This window comes from Glycomyces albidus, from assembly GCF_009451885.1.
Lineage (GTDB): Bacteria > Actinomycetota > Actinomycetes > Mycobacteriales > Micromonosporaceae > Glycomyces > Glycomyces albidus.
The window spans coordinates 1-21,140 of sequence record NZ_WIAO01000004.1 but is presented as its reverse complement, the minus strand read 5'-3'; the positions used below and the strand labels follow the sequence as shown (position 1 = coordinate 21,140).

The 21,140-nt window shown below is 71.4% G+C and carries 15 protein-coding genes; 9 read left to right on the top strand and 6 right to left on the bottom strand.

What is annotated here, in order from left to right; genetic code table 11:
• Nucleotides 1-86: 86 nt before the first annotated feature.
• Nucleotides 87-1,043 carry a bile acid:sodium symporter family protein gene (locus tag GFD30_RS04730; protein ID WP_153024077.1) on the top strand — a complete coding sequence of 319 codons (957 nt, stop codon included), beginning with the start codon at nt 87-89 and terminating at the stop codon, nt 1,041-1,043.
• A 62-nt stretch (nt 1,044-1,105) separates the two neighbouring features.
• Here GFD30_RS04730 and GFD30_RS04725 read toward each other — a convergent pair whose 3' ends face one another.
• Nucleotides 1,106-2,347, bottom strand: coding sequence for a nicotinate-nucleotide--dimethylbenzimidazole phosphoribosyltransferase (locus GFD30_RS04725; RefSeq protein WP_153024076.1), 1,242 nt, complete (start codon nt 2,345-2,347; stop codon nt 1,106-1,108).
• Nucleotides 2,348-2,397: 50 nt separating this feature from the next.
• Between GFD30_RS04725 and dapF the strand changes: the two genes are divergently transcribed.
• Complete coding sequence (gene dapF, locus GFD30_RS04720) at nt 2,398-3,189, top strand: diaminopimelate epimerase (RefSeq protein WP_407648971.1); 792 nt, start codon at nt 2,398-2,400, stop codon at nt 3,187-3,189.
• 231 nt (nt 3,190-3,420) lie between these two features.
• Here the strand turns inward: dapF and GFD30_RS04715 are convergent, their stop codons facing one another.
• Entirely contained in the window at nt 3,421-4,809 is a 1,389-nt protein-coding gene (locus tag GFD30_RS04715) for an NAD-dependent malic enzyme (protein ID WP_153024075.1), read from the bottom strand.
• 255 nt (nt 4,810-5,064) lie between these two features.
• On the opposite strand from GFD30_RS04715, the gene hflX reads away from it, so the two are divergent.
• Nucleotides 5,065-6,489: a GTPase HflX gene (gene hflX / locus GFD30_RS04710; protein ID WP_153024074.1), complete on the top strand. Its 1,425-nt coding sequence runs from the start codon at nt 5,065-5,067 to the stop codon at nt 6,487-6,489.
• 71 nt (nt 6,490-6,560) lie between these two features.
• Nucleotides 6,561-8,396, top strand: coding sequence for a nucleoporin (locus GFD30_RS04705; protein WP_153024073.1), 1,836 nt, complete (start codon nt 6,561-6,563; stop codon nt 8,394-8,396).
• Nucleotides 8,397-8,446: 50 nt separating this feature from the next.
• Here the strand turns inward: GFD30_RS04705 and lexA are convergent, their stop codons facing one another.
• Nucleotides 8,447-9,103, bottom strand: coding sequence for a transcriptional repressor LexA (lexA, locus tag GFD30_RS04700; protein ID WP_322632943.1), 657 nt, complete (start codon nt 9,101-9,103; stop codon nt 8,447-8,449).
• 394 nt (nt 9,104-9,497) lie between these two features.
• Here lexA and nrdR point away from each other — a divergent pair, with 394 nt between their 5' ends.
• From nrdR to GFD30_RS04675, 5 genes are all read left to right on the top strand, one after another.
• Complete coding sequence (gene nrdR / locus GFD30_RS04695) at nt 9,498-9,962, top strand: transcriptional regulator NrdR (protein ID WP_106364896.1); 465 nt, start codon at nt 9,498-9,500, stop codon at nt 9,960-9,962.
• A 63-nt stretch (nt 9,963-10,025) separates the two neighbouring features.
• Entirely contained in the window at nt 10,026-12,899 is a 2,874-nt protein-coding gene (locus tag GFD30_RS04690) for a vitamin B12-dependent ribonucleotide reductase (RefSeq protein ID WP_153024072.1), read from the top strand.
• A 165-nt stretch (nt 12,900-13,064) separates the two neighbouring features.
• Nucleotides 13,065-15,041, top strand: coding sequence for a serine/threonine protein kinase (locus tag GFD30_RS26160; RefSeq protein WP_194201848.1), 1,977 nt, complete (start codon nt 13,065-13,067; stop codon nt 15,039-15,041).
• Between the two features lie 40 nt (nt 15,042-15,081).
• Nucleotides 15,082-15,663, top strand: a complete 582-nt coding sequence (locus GFD30_RS04680) for a TetR/AcrR family transcriptional regulator (protein ID WP_322632942.1) — start codon at nt 15,082-15,084, stop codon at nt 15,661-15,663.
• A gap of 20 nt (nt 15,664-15,683) precedes the next feature.
• Nucleotides 15,684-16,589, top strand: coding sequence for an alpha/beta fold hydrolase (locus tag GFD30_RS04675; protein WP_153024071.1), 906 nt, complete (start codon nt 15,684-15,686; stop codon nt 16,587-16,589).
• Between the two features lie 52 nt (nt 16,590-16,641).
• On the opposite strand, the gene GFD30_RS04670 is transcribed toward GFD30_RS04675, so the two are convergent.
• From GFD30_RS04670 to GFD30_RS04660, 3 genes are all read right to left on the bottom strand, one after another.
• Nucleotides 16,642-17,799 (bottom strand): FHA domain-containing protein, encoded by a 1,158-nt coding sequence (locus GFD30_RS04670; protein ID WP_153024070.1) that lies wholly within the window; start codon nt 17,797-17,799, stop codon nt 16,642-16,644.
• The gene (locus GFD30_RS04665; RefSeq protein ID WP_153024069.1) at nt 17,796-18,863 is read right to left on the bottom strand and encodes a PP2C family protein-serine/threonine phosphatase; all 1,068 of its coding nucleotides are present in this window, start codon (nt 18,861-18,863) and stop codon (nt 17,796-17,798) included. The genes GFD30_RS04670 and GFD30_RS04665 overlap by 4 nt, the downstream gene beginning before the upstream one ends.
• A 12-nt stretch (nt 18,864-18,875) precedes the next feature.
• Nucleotides 18,876-21,140, bottom strand: a 2,265-nt coding sequence (locus GFD30_RS04660) for a serine/threonine-protein kinase (RefSeq protein WP_227995848.1), incomplete at its 5' end; no start/stop codon positions are given.

Here is a 21,140-nt window from a genome sequence, read left to right as displayed (position 1 = left end):
CCGTCGGCGCCGCCCCAACCGCCCCTTCCGCCCCTCCCGAGGTGCAGGCGCTCCCGGAAGACACGAAGAGAAAACGGTTCCCCCCGATGATCCAACGCATCAGCGCCTTCACCGGCACCTGGCTGCCCGCCATCGTCCTCGTCGCCGCGGCGGTCGCCTTCGCGACCCCCGGTACGTTCGCGCCGCTCGGCGGCCTCGTCCCGTACCTCCTCATGGTCATCATGCTCGGCATGGGCATGACGCTGCGCCCCGAGGACTTCGCGATCATCGGCAGGCGCCCGCTGCCGGTGCTCCTCGGCGTCGCCGCCCAGTACCTGGTCATGCCCTTGGCCGGCTACGGCCTGGCCCGGGCCCTCGACATGGACCCGATGCTCGCCGTCGGCATGGTCCTCGTCGGCGCCGCTCCCGGAGGGACCGCCTCGAACGTCATGGTGTTTCTATCCAAAGGGGACACCGCGCTCTCGGTGGCGATGACCTCGGTGTCGACCCTGCTCGCGCCGCTCCTGACTCCGGTGCTGGTGCTGTGGCTCGCGGGCGAGTTCCTGCCGGTCGACGCCGGCGACCTGTTCGTGTCGATCATCCAGATCGTGCTCGTGCCGGTCGTGGTCGGCCTGCTGCTGCGCCGATTCGCCGCCCGCGCCGTCGAGAAGGTCCTCGACGCGCTCCCGCTGGTCTCGGTCGTCGGCATCGCGCTCGTCGTCATGGCCGTCGTCGGCGGCAGCGCCGACGCGCTGCTCGAAGTGGGCGCCCTGGTGATCCTGGCGGTGGTGCTGCACAACGGCCTCGGCCTGGTCCTCGGCTACGGGCTGGCGAAGCTCGGCCGCCTCCCGGCCACCGGCCGCCGCGCCGTCTCGATCGAGGTCGGCATGCAGAACTCCGGTCTGGCGGCGGCCCTGGCGACCGCCCACTTCAACCCCGTCGCGGCCCTGCCTGCCGCGGTGTTCTCGGTGTGGCACAACATCTCCGGTTCGCTCCTGGCCGGATACTGGTCCCGCCGACCGGTGAGCGGGCGCGAACCGGAGCCGGCCGGCCGGGACGCCTGACCCTGCGCATGCGAACGGCCCCGCCCGAAGCCGGCGGGGCCGTCGTCGCATGCGGGACCGGCTTACGCCTTCTCGCCGGTGACCGGCTCCTCGGAGGCCGCGTCGGCGTACTCCGCGGGCGCCTCGGGGGACGCCGCCGGGGCCTCCTCGGACGCTTGCGGGGATGCCGCCGTCTCGGGCGCTGCGGCCGTGCCGTCGGCCGTCGGCTCCGGGGCCGCCGCGGCGTCGGCGAGGGCGTCCTCGCTCGCCTCCGGCGTGGGGACGCCGATGCCGCCGACGACGGGCTCGTTCGGCTCGGGTTCCGGTTCTTCCTTGACGGGCATGGGAAGCGACTGCGAGATGCGCAGGGCCGCCTGGATCAGCTCCCAGCCGAGCGGGAGCGCGGTGCCGTCCGGGAGGTCGAGGTCGAGGGCGAGGTCGTCGGCGAGGCCGGCCTGCTTGGCGAGCTTGACGACGACCGGGTGGGTCGAGCGGTTCGGCGCGTAGCACCACTTGGGGGCGGCGAGGCCGAAGTCGCGGGCGAGCATGACCGCGGCGATCGCGGCCGGGCCGTCGACGAGGACCGCGGTGGAGCGGGTGGCGGCGGTGAAGATCGCGGCGGCCATCGCGCCGAGCTGGGCGCCGCCGAGCCGCGAGATCAGCTCCTGCGGGCTGCGCTTGAAGCCGCGGTTGAACGCGAGGTGGTCGCGCAGGGCCGAGACGCGGCCCATCCAGGCGGCGTCGAAGACCGCGCCGCCGGGGGCGTGGAGCTGCGGCTGGAAGTTCGTGATCTCGTCCTTCGCGATGAACGAGCAGACCGCGACCGAGGCGGTCACGGCGCCCGCGCCGAGACCGGAGACGAGCAGCAGGTCGGCGCCTTCGTCGATGGCGCGGTCGGCGGTCTCGCGGCCGAGCCGCAGGGCCGCGTCGACCTCGGTCTCGTCCAGGAGCGGGCCCTCGGCGCCCTCGCTGGCACCGGTGCGGACCACGGTGATCGGGAGGCCCGAGCGCGCCGCCTGCTCGGCGAGCGGGCCCCGGCCCTGCTCGAGGGCCTCGGCCTGCTCGCCGACGGGCGCGTAGTCGCCGGCGTCCCAGCCTTCGGGGTACTCGCCGGCGAACAGGAGCATCCGCGGCGCGGTGAACGGCTCGGGCGCGTCGGTGGCCTGCATGCGGGCGGCCCAGCCGACGGCCGCCTGGAGGCGGCCGAGGCCCGCCCCCTCGATGAGCGCGTCCTGGAGCCGCGCGTTCGCGCGGGTGGTCCACACCCCGTTGGGGAACTTCGCTTTGAGTTCGGCGAGGGGCCCGGCGTCGGTCGTCTGTGTCACGGCACAAGGCTAGCGCGGTGGCGGTGGGGCACAATTGGCCAGTGACCACCATCGAGTTCGCCAAAGGGCACGGCACCGGGAACGACTTCGTGATCGTCCCCGACCTCGAGGACGCCCTGCCGCTGAAGGACGCCCAAGTCGCGCTCCTGTGCGACCGCCGCTTCGGGATCGGCGGGGACGGCCTGCTGCGCGTGGCGCCCTCCGACGACCCGGCGGCCGCGTGGTTCATGGACTACCGGAACGCCGACGGCTCGATCGCCGAGATGTGCGGCAACGGGGTGCGGGTCTTCGCCCGCTACCTGCTCGAGAAGGGCCTCGCCGAGGGGCCCGAGATCCGCGTGGCGACCCGCGCGGGGATCAAGACCGTCACCGTCGCCGACGGGGGCTCCGGCGAACTCCGCGTCGACATGGGCTCGGCGGCGTTCGGGCCGACGTCCCAGGCGTCCGTGGAGGGCTTCACCTGGCCCGGTCAGGCCGTCTCGATGGGCAACCCCCACCTGGTGTGCCAGTTGGGCGACGACGCCGAACTGGAGGCGCTGGAGCTGTTCCACCAGCCCCGGTACGACGCGGCCCTGTTCCCCGACGGCGTGAACGTCGAGTTCGTCGTCGGCACCGCCCCGCACGTGCGCATGCGCGTCCACGAACGCGGCGTCGGCGAGACCGCCTCGTGCGGCACCGGCGCCTGCGCGGTCGGCGCGGTCGCCCTGCGCCACGCCGGGCTCGAGACCGGGACCTGCAAAGTGGACGTCCCCGGCGGGACCCTCACGATCACGGTCACCGAGGACACGCTCTTCATGACCGGCCCGGCCGTGATCGTCGCCGAGGGCGCGTTCCGCCTCTAGCCGCGCGCCGCCCGCAGGGCGGGTGGGCGGGGTAGGAGGAGTGCCATCCCGAACCCCCACCCTCCCCGGGGGAACGGTAGGTGCGATCCTCCCGCCCGGGTCCGACAGAACGCGCCGCCCGCGGCGCCCCTGTCACCCGAAAGCGCGACAGCACGCGATGCCCGTGAGCCGGAGACTCGCACGCGGGTGCCCTGGAAGCCGGAGGCTCCCAGGGCACCCGTCACGTTCAGGTCACCGCATCACGCGCTTGACCGCGGCCGCGACCGCCGGGGCCACGTGCGGGTCGAAGACGCTCGGGACGATGTAGGTCGCGTTCACCTTGTCCTCGCCGACGCAGTCGGCGATGGCCGTGGCCGCCGCGACGGCCGCGTCGTCGTTCCAGCCGCGCGCCTGCGCGTCGAGGAGCCCCCGGAACACGCCCGGGAACGCCAGGACGTTGTTGATCTGGTTCGGCTGGTCCGAGCGGCCGGTCGCCACGATCGCCGCGTACCGCGCCGCCTCGGTGGGGGAGATCTCCGGGTCCGGGTTCGCGAGCGCGAACACGATCGGGTCCTTCGCCATCTTCGCCACGTCGGAGCCCTTGAGGATGTTCGGGGCGCTCACGCCGATGAACACGTCCGAACCCTCGACCGCGCCCGAGAGGTCCCCGGAGAAGTCCGTCTTGTTGAAGTGCTCGCCGAGCCACTTCCAGGTCTCGTTCTCGGTCTCCATCCCCGAGTGCAGCGCCCCGTCGCGGTCGACGGGGATGATGTCGCCGATCCCGGCCTTCTCCAGCAGCCGCATGATCGCGGTGCCGGCGGCGCCGCAGCCGACCACGGTCGCCCGCACGTCCTTGAAGTCCTTGCCGACCACGCGGAGCGCGTTGGTGAGCGCGGCGAGCACCACGATCGCGGTGCCGTGCTGGTCGTCGTGGAAGACGGGGATGTCGAGCCGCTCGCGCAGCCGCGCCTCGATCTCGAAGCAGCGGGGCGCGGCGATGTCCTCGAGGTTGATGCCGCCGTACGTCGGCGCGAGCGCGGCGACGATGTCGACGATCTCGTCGGTGTCCTGCGTGTCGAGGCACACCGGCCACGCGTCGACGTCGCCGAACTTCTTGAACAGGGCCGCCTTGCCCTCCATGACCGGCATCGCGGCCGCGGGGCCGATGTTGCCGAGGCCGAGGACGGCCGAGCCGTCGGTGACGACGGCGACGGTGTTGCGCTTGATGGTGAGGCGGCGGGCGTCGTCGGGGTTCTCGGCGATCGCCATGCACACGCGGGCCACGCCGGGGGTGTACGCCATCGAGAGGTCGTCGCGGTTGCGCAGCGGCACCTTCGCGTTGACCTCGATCTTGCCGCCGAGGTGCATGAGGAAGGTCCGGTCGGAGACCTTCTTCACGTCGAAGTCCGGCATCGCCTCGAGGATGTGCGTGACCTGCTCGGCGTGCGCGGCGTCGGAGGTGTCGCACGTGAGGTCGACGGTCATCCGCTTGTTGTCGGAGCCGACAACGTCGAGGGCGGTGACGATGGCGCCGGCCTGCCCCACGACGGTGGCGAGGCGACCCGCCGCGCCCGGGTCGGCCGAGAGGGCCAGTCGGACGGTGATGGAGAACCCCGCGCTGGGAAGACGGGCAGTGCTCATGCCACTCCTAATCAGTCACCACGTTGTGGACTCGAGGGTCGGTACCCATGAATCATGCCACCGCGCCCGCTCGGCCCGTTCCCGCCCGGTCGCGTCGTGACGGCTCCGACCAGCACCGACGTCCCGGCCGTTCCGGATCGCGGACTCCGGGGCCCGGTGACCAATAAGAACGAATCTCCGACCCGGTCCCGGCCGGCCGATGTCCACGGCCATAATCACTCGCCCGAGCGGGCACGGCGTGTCAAGCTTGTGGTGATGCGAGAACCGTATGAGAACACCCGAGAAGACTTCTCTTCCGACGCCCCTTCGACGGGCGAACTGGACCTGGAGGCGCGGCAGGCGCTGCGGCGCGTGGCCGGCGTCGCCTCCACCGAGCTCGAAGACGTCACCGACGCCGAGTACCGGCGCCTCCGCCTGGAGCGCGTCGTCCTCGTCGGCGTCTGGACCGAGGGCTCGATCGAGGACGCCGAGAACTCCCTCGACGAGCTCGCCCAACTGGCCGAGACGGCCGGCTCCGAGGTCGTCGACGGCCTCATCCAGCGTCGCTCCAAGCCCGACGCCGGCACCTTCATCGGCTCCGGCAAGGTCAAGGAGCTCAAGGACACCATCGAGGCGCTGGGCGCCGACACGGTGATCGCCGACGGCGAGCTGACCCCCGGCCAGCTCATCGCGCTCGAGAAGGCCGTGAACGTCAAGGTCATCGACCGCACCGCCCTGATCCTCGACATCTTCGCGCAGCACGCCAAGAGCGCCGAGGGCAAGGCCCAGGTCGAGCTCGCGCAGCTCCAGTACCTGCTGCCGCGCCTGCGCGGCTGGGGCGAGGCCATGAGCCGCCAGGCGGGCGGCCGGGCCGGCTCCAACGGCGGCGTGGGCCTGCGCGGTCCCGGTGAGACCAAGCTCGAGACCGACCGCCGGCGCATCCGCGCGAAGGTCGCGAAGCTGCGCCGCGAGCTCGCGAAGCTCACGGTCACCCGCGAGACCAAGCGCGACTCGCGCGCCCGCAACCGGGTCCCCGGCGTCGCGATCGCCGGCTACACCAACGCCGGCAAGTCGAGCCTGCTCAACGCCCTCACCGGCGCGGGCATCCTCGTCCAGGACGCCCTGTTCGCGACGCTCGACACCTCCACGAGGCGCTCGCGCACCTCCGAAGGCCGCGAGTACACCGTCACCGACACGGTCGGCTTCGTGCGGCACCTGCCGCACCAGCTCGTCGAGGCGTTCCGGTCCACGCTCGAGGAGGTCGCCGAGTCCGACCTCATCGTCCACGTCATCGATGGCTCGCACCCCGACCCGCTCGGCCAGGCCGAAGCGGTCCGCGAGGTGCTCGCCCAGGTCGGCGCCGAGGAGATCCCCGAGCTGGTCGTGGTCAACAAGCTCGACCTGGTCGACCCGGACACGATGCTGCAGCTGCGCTCCGACTGGCCCGACGCCGTGTTCGTCTCGGCCCGTTCGGGCGAGGGCATCGACAAGCTCCGCGACGCGATCGAGCGGGCGCTGCCGCAGCCGGACACCACGCTGACGGTCTGCATCCCGTACGTGCGCGGCGACCTCGTCTCCCGGCTGCGCTCGCGCGGCGAGGTCCTCTCGACCGAGCACCGCGGCGACGGCACCGTGATCACGGCCCGGGTCGACGACGCACTGGCCGGAGAATTGCGAGCGTTCGTCCTGGAAACCAACTGATTCGCAGTGGTCCTGAACATGTCTCATGGGGGTCCACGCGCTGACATGGCGTGTTCTGGAACACTTGCCTGATGCGAGAGCGCCGTGTGGGTCGTAGGCCCCTGCCTGCGCGGCTCGTCGCCGGGACGGCCGGAGTGCTCGTCCTGGCTGCGGCCGCGTCCCCCGTATACGCGCAGGACGAGGAGTCCGGCGGCGAGGTGGTGTGCAGTCTCCACGGCACCCAGGCCCCGGCGGGCATCGTCCCCGCTACCGACGGCGACGGCTGGTGGATCGTGGCCGCCGGCTCCGAGCAGGACTCGACGCTCTCGGTCGACCGGGTCGGCGAGGACTGCAACACCCGCCCGGACGACGAGGTGTTCATCGACCAGGAGCCCTGGGACCCCCAGGCGCTGGCCCTCCAGGAGGGCGGCGAGTTCCTGTGGGTCGGCGACATCGGCGAGGCGACCGACCGCGACTCGATCACCCTGAACCAGATCGATCTCGGCGACTTCTCGAACAACGTGTCCTTCAGCTACGTCTTCCCGGGCGATTCGCGCGAGATCGGGACGTTCCTGCTGCTCACCGGTAAGAAGCCGCTGTTCTTCTCCGCCGACGAGGGCGAGGCGGCGCTGTTCTCCCCGCCCGGCGAGAACGACCCTGAGGGGGACACGCCGCTCGAGGAGGTCGGCACGGTCGCCCTGCCTGAGGGCGGCTCGGTGTCCGGCGCGGCCGTGAACGCCGACGGCACCAAGGTGGCGCTGCGCACCGAGGCGGCCGTCTACGAGTGGACCGTCGAGGGCGGCGACGTGGTCGCGGCCCTGGCCGGCACGCCGGTGACGACGCCGGTCGCCGACGGCGGCACGCCCGAGGGCATCGTGTACGACGCCGAAGGCAACTTCATCACCCTCGCCTCCACCGACGGCGAGGACGGCACGTTCGGCACCCTCACCCGCTACACCCCGGCCGCGCCTCCGGCGGCCGAGGAGGACGCCGGCGGCGACGAGGCGGCCCAGCCCGCCGACGAGGGCAAGAGCCTCGTCGACCGCATCCTCGACCTCGGCTTCGGCACGATCGTGAACATCCTCGTCGTCATCGCGATCATCGGCCTGCTCGTGATGGTGATCGGCATCGTCGTGATCCGCAAGTACCGCAAGGAGAACGCCGAGAAGGACGACGACGACGGGAAGGAGCCCGGCTTCGCCGCCGAGGAGGGCTTCGCCCGCAAGGACGGCTTCCTCGCCGACGACGACCCGGTCGACCTCGGCATCGAGGCGGGCCATCCCGACCCGGACCTGAGCGAGGTCGCACGCGGCAACGTCTACGGCGCGGCCGCGGCCCGCCCGGAGCCGAGCGGCAACGTGTACGGCGCCGCCCCGGCGCGCCCGGAACCCTCCGGGAACGTCTACGGCGCCGGCCCCGCCCGTCCCGAACCCTCCGGGAACGTGTACGGCGGCAGCCCGGCGCGTCCTGAGCCGCCGAGCAACGTCTACGGCGGCAGTCCCGCCCGTCCTGAGCCGCCGAGCAACGTCTACGGCGGCAGTCCCGCCCGTCCCGAGCCCTCGGGCAACGTCTACGGCGCCGGCCCCCGGCGCGAGCCCCCGGCGGGCGGGGTCTACGGCGGGCGCGAGGAGCCCCAGTACGGCGCGTTCGAACGCGGCGGCCACGGCAGCGTCTACGACAGCGCCGGTTCCCCTCCCGGCCCCGGCCAGTCCTTCGGAGCCCGACCCGCGCCGCCCGAGCCGTCGGGCAGCGTCTACGGCGGCAGTCCGGCCCGTCCCGAGCCCTCGGGCAACGTCTACGGCGCCGGCGGGCCCGAAGCCCAGCAGGGCTCGGTCTACGGGGCCGGAAACGCCGAACGGACCCCTGACGCCGATGAAGGCTACTGGGGCCCGCCTGAAGGCGGCACGACGTACGGCCGGGGCCGCTAGGCGCGCGATATTCGCGTTCGGACCGCGCCTTCCGGCACGGCGGGTCTTGCTCAGATCTTGCGGAGCACCGCGACGACGCGGCCGAGGATCTCGGCTTCGCTGGCGTCGATCGGGTCGTAGAGCGCGTTCGCCGGCAGCAGCCACGGTTTCCCGTTCTTGCGCTTCCAGGTCTTCACGGTCGCTTCGCCGTCGATCATGGCCGCGACGATCTCGCCGTTGAGCGCGTCGGGCTGCTGGCGCACCACGACCCAGTCCCCGTCGGTGATCGCCGCCTCGACCATGGAGTCGCCCTTGACGCGCAGCAGGAAGTGCACGCCCTCGCCCACGAACTCGGCCGGCAGGGGCATGACGTCATAGTCGCGCTCCTCGGCCAGGATCGGCTGCCCCGCGGCGATCTCGCCGACCATGGGGACGTAGCGGGGGCGCGGGTGCTGGGAGCAGGTCTGGACGCCGCCCGGCGTGGACTGGCGGACCCCGACCGCGCGCGGCCGGCCGGCCAGGCGGTTGAGGTAGCCCTTCCGTTCGAGCTGCTTCATCTGGTAGGCGACGGACGAGGCGGAGGCGAGCCCGACTTCGGCGCCGATCTCGCGGACGCTGGGAGGGTAGCCCTTGTTGTTGATGAACTCCTCGATGTACTCGAGGACTTGCTGTTGACGACGCGTCAGTTTGCGCGTTTTCGGACGGGATGTCGTGGTCTCGCTAGCCACAGGAGGCTCCTGTAAGACAAATGGGACGGTATGTCTGATTCCGACAATGTACTTCACGTGCTGGGTCTAGTCAAACATTCGTGCGACATCGGCGTGTCGCCGCGCTGGTAGGAATGTGTTTCGGCGCCTTTTCACCCGAACGGGTGAACGATAATACGTCGCGGCCTGGTTGACTGATTCCCCGGGGCGCGGGCTTCCCCCGTGATCACCGGGCTTGGTTCTGCGCTATTCTTGCCACTAGATCTTGTGGTCTGCTGTATCGTCTCTCACTAGGTGTTGGGGTTCCCGCACCTGCCGCGATGGCGGGAGGGAGACTGTCCCCGGCGCGGCGGCACGCGGCGCCGCGGAAATGTCGGCGGCCCGCGAGACGATGGTCGAGAAGGAGACTCTAGCGATGCGATGCCCTTACTGTCGTCATCCCGACAGCCGAGTAGTCGACTCGCGCGAGGCCGAGGACGGCAAGATCATCCGGCGCCGCCGAGTCTGCCAGGAATGCGAGAAGCGCTTCACCACCGTCGAGGAGTCCATCCTCGCCGTCGTCAAGCGCAGCGGCGCCACCGAGCCGTTCAGCCGCGGCAAGGTCGCCAGCGGCGTCCTCAAGGCCTGCCAGGGCCGTCCCGTCGACGCCGACGACGTGGCGAAGCTCGCCCAGGCCGTCGAGGACGAGATCCGCTCGACCGGCGCGGCCGAGGTCCCCGCCCACGAAGTGGGCCTGGCCATCCTCAAGCCGCTCCGGCAGCTCGACGAGGTCGCCTACCTGCGCTTCGCCAGCGTCTACCAGGACTTCGAGTCCCTCGAGGACTTCGAGGCCGCCATCGCGCAGCTCCGCGAGGAGCACGCCGCCCGCAACGGCGGCTGAGCACCACCCCCGCAACAACCGATTCCCGAACACCGAGGCATGAGCAGACAGGGGCGAGGACACATGCCGAAGACCACCAAGGCCGCCGAAGGCGCCACGACCACGACGACCAGGGCCGCCAAGAAGACCGCGAGCGGGCCCGCCGGTGCTGCCGAGAACGGCGGCCTGACGGTCCGGCGGGTCTTCACGACCCCCGGGGTCCACCCGTACGACGAGGTCGAATGGGAGTCCCGCGACGTCGTCATGACGAACTGGCGCGACGGCTCCGTCAACTTCGAGCAGCGCGGCGTCGAGTTCCCGGCCTTCTGGAGCCAGAACGCGACCCAGATCGTCACCTCGAAGTACTTCCGCGGCGCCCTCGGCACCCCGCAGCGCGAGACCGGCCTCAAGCAGGTCATCGACCGCGTCGTGCACCAGTACCACGCGGCCGGCGAGAAGCACGGCTACTTCGCGACCGCCGAGGACGCCCAGATCTTCGCCGACGAGCTGACCTGGCTCCTGCTCCACCAGTACTTCAGCTTCAACTCCCCGGTCTGGTTCAACGTCGGCACCGCCGCGCCGCAGCAGGTCTCGGCGTGCTTCATCCTCAGCGTGGACGACACCATGGAGTCGATCCTCGACTGGTACAAGGAAGAGGGCATGATCTTCAAGGGCGGCTCCGGCGCCGGGATCAACCTCTCCAAGATCCGCTCGTCCGCCGAGCTGCTCTCCTCCGGCGGCAACGCCTCCGGCCCGATCAGCTTCATGCGCGGCGCCGACGCCTCCGCCGGCACCATCAAGTCCGGCGGCGCGACCCGCCGGGCCGCCAAGATGGTCATCCTCGACGTCGACCACCCCGACATCGAGGCGTTCATCGACACCAAGGCCCGCGAAGAGGACAAGATCCGCGCGCTGCGCGACGCCGGTTTCGACGTCGACCTCGGCGGCGAGGACATGTTCTCGGTCCAGTACCAGAACGCCAACAACTCGGTCCGCGTCACCGACGAGTTCATGACCGCCGTCGAGCAGGGCACCGACTACGCCCTCAAGGCCCGCACCACCGGCGAGGAGATCGGCCGCCGCGACGCCCGCGAGGTGTTCCGCCGCATGGCCCAGGCCGCGTGGGAGTGCGCCGACCCGGGCATCCAGTACGACGACATCATCAACGACTGGCACACCAACCCGAACACGGACCGCATCTACGCGTCCAACCCGTGCTCGGAGTACATGAGCCTCAACGACTCCTCGTGCAACCTCGCGAGCCTGAACCTCATGAAGTTCCTCGGCGAGGACGGCTCCTTCGACGTCGAGCGGTTCATCGCCACGGTCGAGTTCGTCATCACCGCCATGGAGATCTCGATCTCCTTCGCGGACTTCCCGACCGAGAAGATCGGGCAGACCACCCGCGACTACCGCCAGCTCGGCATCGGGTACTCCAACCTCGGCGCCCTGCTCATGGCCTCCGGCCACGCCTACGACTCGGAGGACGGCCGGGCCCTCGCCGCGGCGGTCACCGCGCTCATGACCGGCGTGTCCTACCGCCGCTCCGCCGAGATCGCCGGCGTCGTCGGCCCCTACGCCGGGTACGAGCGCAACGCCGAACCGCACCAGCGGGTCATGCGCAAGCACGCCGAGGCGGCCGAGCGGGTCCGCACCTTCGGCGACGTCGACGCCACCGTCCTCGACGCCGCGAAGGCCGAATGGGCCCGCGGCAACGAGATCGGCGCCGTCAACGGCTGGCGCAACGCGCAGGCGTCGGTGCTCGCGCCGACCGGCACCATCTCGTTCATGATGGACTGCGACACCACCGGCATCGAGCCGGACCTCGCGCTCGTCAAGCACAAGAAGCTCGTCGGCGGCGGCTCCATGGAGATCGTCAACCAGACCGTCCCGCGCGCGCTCGCGAACCTCGGCTACGCCGAGGACGAGCGGCAGGAGATCGTCGACCACATCGCCGAGCACGGCTCCGTGATCGACGCCCCGCACCTGAAGGAGGAGCACTACTCCGTCTTCGACTGCGCCATGGGCGAGCGGTCCATCTCCCCGATGGGCCACGTCAACATGATGGCCGCCGTGCAGCCGTTCCTGAGCGGTTCGGTCTCCAAGACCGTCAACCTGCCCGAGTCGGCCACCGTCGAGGACATCGAGGAGGTCTACTTCCAGGGCTGGAAGCTCGGCCTCAAGGCCCTGGCCGTGTACCGCGACAACTGCAAGGTCGGCCAGCCGCTCTCCGCGAAGAAGAAGGAAGTGGAGCAGGCGGTCGAGGAGGCCGTGGAGAAGGCGATCGAGACCGTGGCCGCGCACGGCCCGGTCCGCCGCAAGCTCCCGAAGAAGCGCCCGAGCCAGACCATCTCCTTCACCGTGGGCGGCGCGGAGGGCTACATGACCTCCTCGTCCTACCCGGACGACGGCCTCGGCGAGGTCTTCCTCAAGATGTCCAAGCAGGGCTCGACCCTCGCGGGCGTCATGGACGCACTGTCGGTGTCCATCTCGATCGCGCTCCAGTACGGGGTCCCGCTCGAGAAGTACGTCGAGAAGTTCACGAACATGCGCTTCGAGCCCGCCGGCATGACCGACGACCCGGACATCCGCATGGCCTCCTCGGTGGTCGACTACATCTTCCGCCGCCTGGCCCTGGACTACCTGCCGTACGAGGAGCGCGCCGCGATCGGCATCCTCACCACCGCCGAGCGCACCGCCGAGCTCAACGGCGAGGACCCCGCGAAGGTCTCGCAGCCCGAGGTCGACCTCGACGCGCTCCGCGCCTCCGCGCCCATCGAGGAGGCGGTGACCGAGAGGGTCCAGATCGAGTCGAAGCCGTCCCGCCAGGACGTCCTCAACTCGGCCCAGGCCCGCAGCGCCGACGCGCCGCTGTGCATGAACTGCGGCACCAAGATGCGCCCCGCCGGCTCCTGCTACGCCTGCGAGGGCTGCGGCGCCACCAGCGGCTGCAGCTAGCACCGCCTGATCGAGAGGGGCCGCTCCGGAACTCCGGAGCGGCCCCTTTTCGCGTGTTCTGATCCGCTTGCGCCCCAAAGGCACCCGTATTCGCGTCCACTGCACGCTGGCACAACGGCAATAGAATGGGGCCACCGCCCGCCCCTCGCTCCCCGGAGGCAACGAATGCAGCCCTTGGCTCCCGGCGATCCCGAACGGATCGGTCCCTACCGGACCATCGCCGAACTCGGCCGCGGCGCCATGGGCCGGGTGTTCCTCGCCAGCGCCCCGGACGGCCGCCCCGTGGCCGTCAAGCTCATCGCGGCCGCGCTCATCCAGGACGAGGAGTTCCGGGCCCGCTTCCGCCGCGAGGTCGCGGCCTCCAAGCAGGTCGCGGGCGTCTACACGGCGGCGGTGATCGACGCCGGGCCCGACGACCCGGTCCCGTGGCTCGCCTCGGAGTTCCTGGTCGGCCCCGACCTGAAGGACGTCGTCGAGTCCTCCGGGCCGCTCCCCGAGGCCGCCGTGCTGCGCCTCGCGGCCGGGCTCGCCTCCGCGCTCGCGGCGATCCACGCGGCCGGGATGGTCCACCGGGACCTCAAGCCCGCCAACGTGATCCTCGCCGCAGACGGCCCGCGCGTGATCGACTTCGGCATCGCCCGCGCCGTCGACAGCGCGACCGACACGAACCTGACCAAGACCGGCGGCGTCATCGGCACGCCCGGGTTCATGTCGCCCGAGCAGGCCGAGTCCGGCTCCGTGTCGGCCGCCAGCGATGTGTTCTCGCTCGGATCGGTGCTCGTGCTGGCCGCCACCGGCGCGAGCCCCTTCGCCGGGGCCTCCACTCTGGAGACGCTGAACAACGTGGTCCGGTCGCAGCCGGACCTCTCCGGGCTGTCGCCGCGGCTGCGTGCGATCGTGGAGCGCTGCCTGGTGCGCCTCCCCGGGGCCCGGCCGACCCCGGCCGAGCTGATGTCGCTCATCGGCCCGGTGGCGCCCTCCACGCGACCCTGGCCCGACTCGGTCAACGTCCTCGCCGAGCGCCAGCGCTGGCAGCTCTCGAGCCTCCTGGGGGACGCCGGCGTCTCGACCACCCTGGTCGAAGGTGCCGCCCCCGGTGCCGCTCCCGCGGCGGCGCCGAACGCGCCGACGTCGGTGTTCGACCAGCCGGGCGCGGCGCCGCCCTCGGTGTACCCGGCCTCGGCGGCGCCCGTCTCGGCGCCCGCGAACCCGGTGACCTCGCCGCCGCTGTACACGCAGCAGGCGCCCTACCAGCCGCCGTCGGCCCCGCCGCTGTCGCCGGCGCCCGGCTACGCGACCGGCCACGTCTCACCGGGCCCGGTCCCGGGTCAGTACCCGGCCGCGCCCCCCACGGCCCAGTACACGGCGCCGCCGCCCCAGTACCCCGGCCAGCCGGTGTACGCGCCGCCGTCCCCGCCGCAGCAGCCCGCCTCGAACGCGACGGCGATCGGCATCACCGTGATCGCCTCGATCCTCGTGATCGCCGTCATCGGCGGCCTGGTGTGGTTCCTGGCCGACGACGGCGACGACCCGGGCGACGACCCGAGCGCGGCGGTCTCCCAGAACGACCCGGACCCGGGCACGACCGAGCCGGACGACCCGGACACGACGACCGAGCCCGACGTGACGACCACGCCCGCTGCCGAAGCGCAGTGGAACGAGGTGTACTCCGACTACACCGTCAGCCTGACCACGACGTTCGACTCGGCGAGCACCTGCCAGTACACGATGGTCGACTTCGACGACATCAGCACGACCGGGTCGATCTACTACGAGTACCTCACCAGCGACGCGCCCGCCTCGTACACCGACCTGATCCTGAACCCCTGCGACATCGACTACGACACCAACACGGGCCTGACGAACTACCTGTACACGCCGAGCGGCGCGTACGGGACGTTCTACGACGCGGCGGTGACCCCGGACGACTGCTGGGCCGAGATCGACGCGACCTACCCGGCGCTGGAGTGGACGGTCGACCCCTGGGATCCGGGCGCGGCGCCGCTGACCGAGGGCATGATGCTGTGCCTGTACACCGGGAACCTCCAGCTCGTGCTCGCCGAGGTCACGTCCGTGTCGGCGGAGACCACCTCGAACTGGATGACCGTGGAGTTCACGACGGCGGTGTACTCGTACGCCTGACGTCTGGCTTTTTCAAGCACGGTCGTGCTATTTTGACGAGGTGCGCAAAGGCGAACTCACCAGGCAGGCCATCCTCGACGTGGCGATCCGGATGGCCCGGTACTCCGGCCTGTCCGGGGTGACCATCGGGTCGCTCGCCGCGGCCGCCGACATGTCCAAGTCCGGTGTGTACGCCCACTTCAAGTCCAAGGAAGCCCTCCAGCTCGCCTGCATGGAGCGCAACGCCGAGCAGTTCTCCGATGAGGTCTTCCGGCCCGCGCTGGCCAAGCCGCGCGGGATCACCCGCCTCCAGGCCCTGGTCGAGAACTGGATGGACTGGTACTCCCGGCCCGGCGGCTGCCTGTTCCTGGCGGCCGCGGCCGAGTTCGACGACCTGCCCGGACCCGTGCACGACCGCATGGTGGCCGAGCAGCGCCTGCTGCTCGACTCCCTCGCCCGCATCGCCGCGACGGCGGTGGCCGAGGGCGAACTCGCCGAAGACACCGACGTCTTCCAGGTGGCGCAGGAGGTCTTCGGCGTCCTGCTGTCCTACAACTGGATGAGCCGCATCCTGTCCTATCCCGACGCCGCCGACCGCGCTTGGGCGGCGTTCCACCGGCTGATCGACAGCCACCGAACATAACCAGGAAGGCCAACGCACCCATGGCGTCCACCACCCCGAGCACCGCCTCGAAAAAGAAAAGCACGACCGTTCGTGCTCCTTGGTATCTCCGCTCCGCCTTCACCGCCGCCGAGCACATCGCCCCCGGCCCTGCCGCGAAGTTCCTGTCCGAGATGTGGTTCCGGCTCCCCGCCGGCCCCGACAAGCGCCTGCGCGGCGAGGCCCCCGCCGGCTCGACCGTCTTCGAACTCGACTGCCTCGGCACCACCCTCTGGGGGTACGACTGGGCCCCCGACACCCCCGGCGACCGCCCCCTCGTCTACCTCGTCCACGGCTGGGGCGGGTCCACCGGCGACTTCACGTTCATCGCCGCGAACCTCGTCGCCTCCGGCTTCCGCGTGGTCGCCTTCGACGCCCCCAGCCACGGCAACTCAGGGCCCGGCCCGTGGGGCGACCGGCACGCCAACGGCGTCCACCTCGTCGAGGCCATGAGCGTCGTCTACGGCAAGTTCGGCGCCCCGTACGCGGTCGTCGGCCACTCCATGGGCTGCCTCAGCGCCGTCCACGGCCTGCTCATGAACGACGTGGAGCTCAAAGGCGTCCGCCTGGCGATGCTCGCGCCGTTCATCGGCGGCAAGGAGGGCTTCCGGGACACGATCGGCGCGATCGTGCCCGTGGGCCCGCGCATCATGGACCGCCTGGCGCCCCTCGGCGAGGCCAAGGCCGGCGTCAAGCTCGACGACTTCTCCCTGCGGGGCCTCGAGATCGAATCGCCCGCGCTCATCGTCCACGACCGCCGCGACCGCCCCAACCCGTTCCGCCACGGCGAGGCGCTCGCCGCCGCCTGGCCGAACGCCGAGCTCATGGCCACCGAGGGCATGGGCCACCGGAAGATCCTCGTCAGCCCGGCCGTCAGCAGCCGGGTCGCCGCGTTCCTGCGGAACTGAACCGGACGACGCGAAAGGGCCGGGTCGCGAGACCCGGCCCTTTCGCTGCGCTTTAACCCTCGTAGTGGATCGTCAGGCGCGTCCACGCGCCGATGTTGATGTAGGTGCCGTCCCCGACCGGGAACTCCACGTTCGGCGCCAGCGGCTCGTCCGAGCCGTTGAGGAACGTGCCGTTCGAGGAGCCGACGTCCATGATCGTCCACGAGCCGTCCGGCTTGGCGTACAGCCGCGCGTGCTGCGCGCTCACGCCCGGGTCCGCGACGTCGCCCGACAGGTCGATGTCCGGGGTGATGCCCCGCTTGGCGCTGTAGCGGCCGATCGTCAGGTCGCTCTTGTCGAGCGGGAAGCGGCGCGGCTTCGCGAACGACGGGTACTGGAGCTGCGAGGCCCCGTCCGAGGCCGCGACCTTGTTGAAGTAGCCCTGGTCCGCGGTCACGGCGACACCCCAGCGGGTGGCCGCCTGGCCGGGAGGCGCGTAGTTCGACGCGAGGTCGCTCGGCTGCGCGTCCGGCATCGAGAACCCGCCGGTGCCCGTCGAGGGCGGCGCGGAGGTCGGGGCGCCGAACGGCGCGGCCGGGACCCCCGGAGGCGGTCCGGGCGGAGCCGAGGTCGGCGCGTACGACTGCTGCGCGTACGGGTCCTGCCCGTACCCGCCGGGCTGCTGCCCGTACGGGTCCTGCTGCGGCTGGCCGTACGGGTCCTGCGGCTGCGACGGCTGCCCGTACGGGTCCTGGCCGTACCCGGGCTGCTGCGGCTGTCCATACGGGTCCTGCGGCTGCGGTTGGCCGTACGGGTCCTGCCCGTAGCCCTGCTGCGGCTGACCATAAGGGTCCTGCCCGTAGCCCTGCTGCTGCGGCTGTCCGTACGGGTCCTGCTGGCCGTACCCGCCGGGCTGCTGCTGCCCGTACGGGTCCTGGCCGTAGCCCTGCTGCGGCTGACCATAAGGGTCCTGCTGCTGCGGTTGCCCGTACGGGTCCTGCCCGTACCCGGGCTGCTGCGGCTGCTGTCCGTACGGGTCGGGCTGCCCGTACGGGTCGTTCGACGGGTAGCCCTGTCCGAACGCGGCAGGGGACTGCGGAGGCTGGCCTTGCTGCCACGCCGGGTTGGGGGTCCCGCACTGCTCGCAGAACTGTGCCTGCGGGAACGCCCCGCACGCGCACTGGTACCCGCCCGGCTGTGGGGCACCGCCGTAGGTCGGCTGGTAGGTCAAGGTCGTCCCCCTCCAAGCATTTGGGTGTACTCGGCCTCGCTGACGACATCAAGCAGCGGGGCGGGCCCGTTCTGCCCGTCCGGTCCGTCCTGGCCGGCGTGCTCGCGCACGCGTTCGTCGACCTGGGCCGAGCCGGGGGATTCGAGTTCCACCACCGCGACACTGATGTTGTCATGCCCGCCGTTGGCGAGCGCTTGTCGTGTCAACGCTACCGCCTTCTCGCCAACACTGCCGTCCGGCAGTGGCAGAAGGTCATGATCGTCATTGAAATAACGCGACAGACCATCGCTGCACACTACGACATGCCCGCCGCCCAGATCCACGCGGAGGAGGTTCGGGTTCAGCGTCGGCGCATCCGCTCCGAGCCACGCCAGCAGGGCTTTCGCATACGGATTCCGGTACCGCTCGTCCGACGGGTCCACGCCCTGGTACTCAAGCCGGGCCTGGATGGTGTCGTCCACCGTCAGGCACCGGGCCTCCTTCTCGCCGGCCCAGTACGCTCGCGAATCGCCCACCCAGCACAGCACCGCCTGGTTCCCCTCGACCACCGCCGAGACGTACGTCGACGACGGCGGCGAGTTCGGGTACTGCTTGCCGACCGCCGCCACCGCCGAGTGGGCCGCGCCCACCCCGCGACGCGACGCGTCCTCCGCCGAGAGCCCTTCGCCCAGCGCGGAACGGATCTCCGTCACGGCCGCTTCCACCCCTGCGAGTGAAGCGCGCTCGGAGTCCGAGGCGCCCGAGACGCCGTCGCACACCACCGCGATCTTGCGGCCGTCCTCGGCCAGTGCGATCGCGATCGAGTCCTGGTTGTAGTGGTGGCGCTTCCCGACGTCCGTCGCCGCGCCGATCCCCGGCATCTCGAACGACAGGTGGTCGTCGGAGCCCCCGGGGTGGTTCGGGTTCTCCTCGGCCGCGGCCGAGGACCGCCACGTGACGGATTCGGCGGGGACTTCGAACTCCTCCAGTTCCCCGCCGCAGTCCTCGCAGAAACGGCCGAGGTCTGCCGGCAGTCCGCAAGCGGTGCAACGCTTCGCGGCGCCCATGGTCGGTGAGGGCTGCATACGGCTCCTTCGCTACAGCATCGTGCGGGGGCGGTGGCGGTTGGCCAGGTCGAAGTAGTACACCTGGTCCTCCCGGCGGGTGCAGGCGTGGGCGAGGTCCCGGTAGGACCGCTCCAGCGCCAGGCGCAGCTCGCGCTCCTCGGGGCGGGCCCCGAAGATCGGCGGCTCGGCCGCGGGCCCGGTGCGCGCGACCGTGTCGAGCGCCAGGTGCAGGATCCTGGTCGAGACCAGGTGCCGGCGCCGCGGCTCGAGCTTGAGCTCGTCCAGGCGCCCCGCCATGTGGTGCAGGTCCAGCAGCGACGGCGGCGCGGTGCGCGAGTGCAGCGCCGTCTGGATCGCCGCGGTCTGCGCGATCCCGTACTGCGCCGAGGTCTTCGGGACCTGGTGCAGCGTCGTGATCGCGTCGGTCGAGTTGCCTTCGAGGTCGAGCAGGCGCGCCCGCCCGTACGCGGCGGACACGAACCGGTGGTCGCAGGTCCAGATCCGCGTGTAGTGCGGCAGCGCCAGGTCGGCCCGGCCGGCGAGCTCGGCGCACGCGGCGAGCGCCAGGCGCGGCGCCAGCTCTCCGGGCAGGTGCGAGTAGACCGCGTCGAAATGCGCTGCGGCCGTGGCGAAGTCGGCGGCCAGGAGCGAGATGATGCCCCGCATCCACGTCACCTGCCACGTGTTGCCCTCGCGCTGCGCGAACTGGTCCAGCACCGCCGCGGCCTGGTGCAGCTCGCCGGCGTTCACGAGGGTCCGCACCCGCCGCAGCTGCACCTCAGGGGTCTGCTGCGGCGCCGAGTTCAGCTCAGCGAGGATGCCGTTCACGTCAGTGGCCTGCTGGGTCGCCAGGAATGCGGCCATCGGGTCGGCGAGGTCCACCATCGGCGTCGGCAGCGAGTGCGCGACGTCGAACGGGTCCCCGACGGCGTGGACGTCGTACTCGACGTCCGGTTCGCCGAACACCGACTGCTCGCCGGTGAACAGCGTCGACGGCTCGAACCGCGGCTCGCCGCGCTGCACCGACTGGACCTCCTGGAGGACCCCGCGGACCTGGGTGCGCATGTCGTCGGCGTCCTGGAACCGCGAGCGCGGCTCGATGTGGCAGGCGCGCAGCAGCAGCCGGTGGAACGACCCGAACTCGGCGAACTGCGGCGCCTCCGACGCCGGCGGCAGCTTGTCCCGGTAGGTGCTGGTGAACCCCTTGAAGTCCAGGGCCAGCACGGCCATCGAGCGGCCGATCGTGTACAGGTCCGAGGTCACCGACGGGCCGACCGAGAGGATCTCGTCGTTCGGCACCGAGTACCCGGGCGTCCCGTAGATCGCCGACTCCATGTCGTCGACGTGCCGCACGGCCCCGAGGTCGATGAGCTTGAGCCAGGTCTCGACGTGGATCACGTTGTCGGGCTTGAAGTCGCAGAACAGCAGGCCCCGGTCGTGCAGGTAGCTGAACGCCGGCAGGAGCTCGGCGGTGTAGGTCAGCACCTGCTCCAGCGGCAGCGGCCTGCGCTCCCCGTTCTCGTCGACGGCGTCCCGGATGTCCCGCAGGGACTTCCCGGCGATGTACTCCATGACGATGTACGACTGGAGCTGGCCCGAGCGCGGGTCCGCGGCGGTCACGAAGTCGTGGATGTCGACCACGTTCGGGTGGTCGATCCCGACCAGGAACCGCCGCTCGTTGATCGCCGCCTCGATCGCGTCCTCGTCGGAGGTGTTGATGAGGCCCTTGATGACCACCCACCGCTGGGTGAGGTCGTCGGCGAAGTTCTTGTCGTTCGCGAGGTAGATCCAGCCGAGGCCGCCGTGCGCGATCGCGCCGAGCACCTCGTACCGGTCCGACAGGAGGTCCCCGGGGCTCAGCGAGGGCGTGAACCAGTACCTGGAGCGGCAGTACGGGCAGAAGCCCTCCACGCGCCCGGCGCGGCCCGCCTGCGGGCGCCCCACGGGCTTGCCGCACTTGGAGCAGAACCGCTTGTGCTCGGGCACCTGCGGGTTCGCCATGACCGCCTCGGCGGGGTCGCGCGGCGGCACCGGCGGCATGTCGGACAGGCCCCCGCGCTGGCGGGCGCTGGTCGTGGTCGAGCGGGTCACCGGCCCGGTGATCGGCTGCGGCAGCGGCGCGGCCGGGGCCCGGTACGGCGCGGGCGGCGGCGACACGACCGCGTTCGCGGGCACCACCTGCTGCGACTGCGCCACTTGCTGCGCCGACGCCGCGTGCTGCGCGGGCGGCGCCTGCGGCGGCCCGACGGGCGCGGTCATGCTCGGCGGCGACAGCGCCGCGGTTCCCGGCTGCGG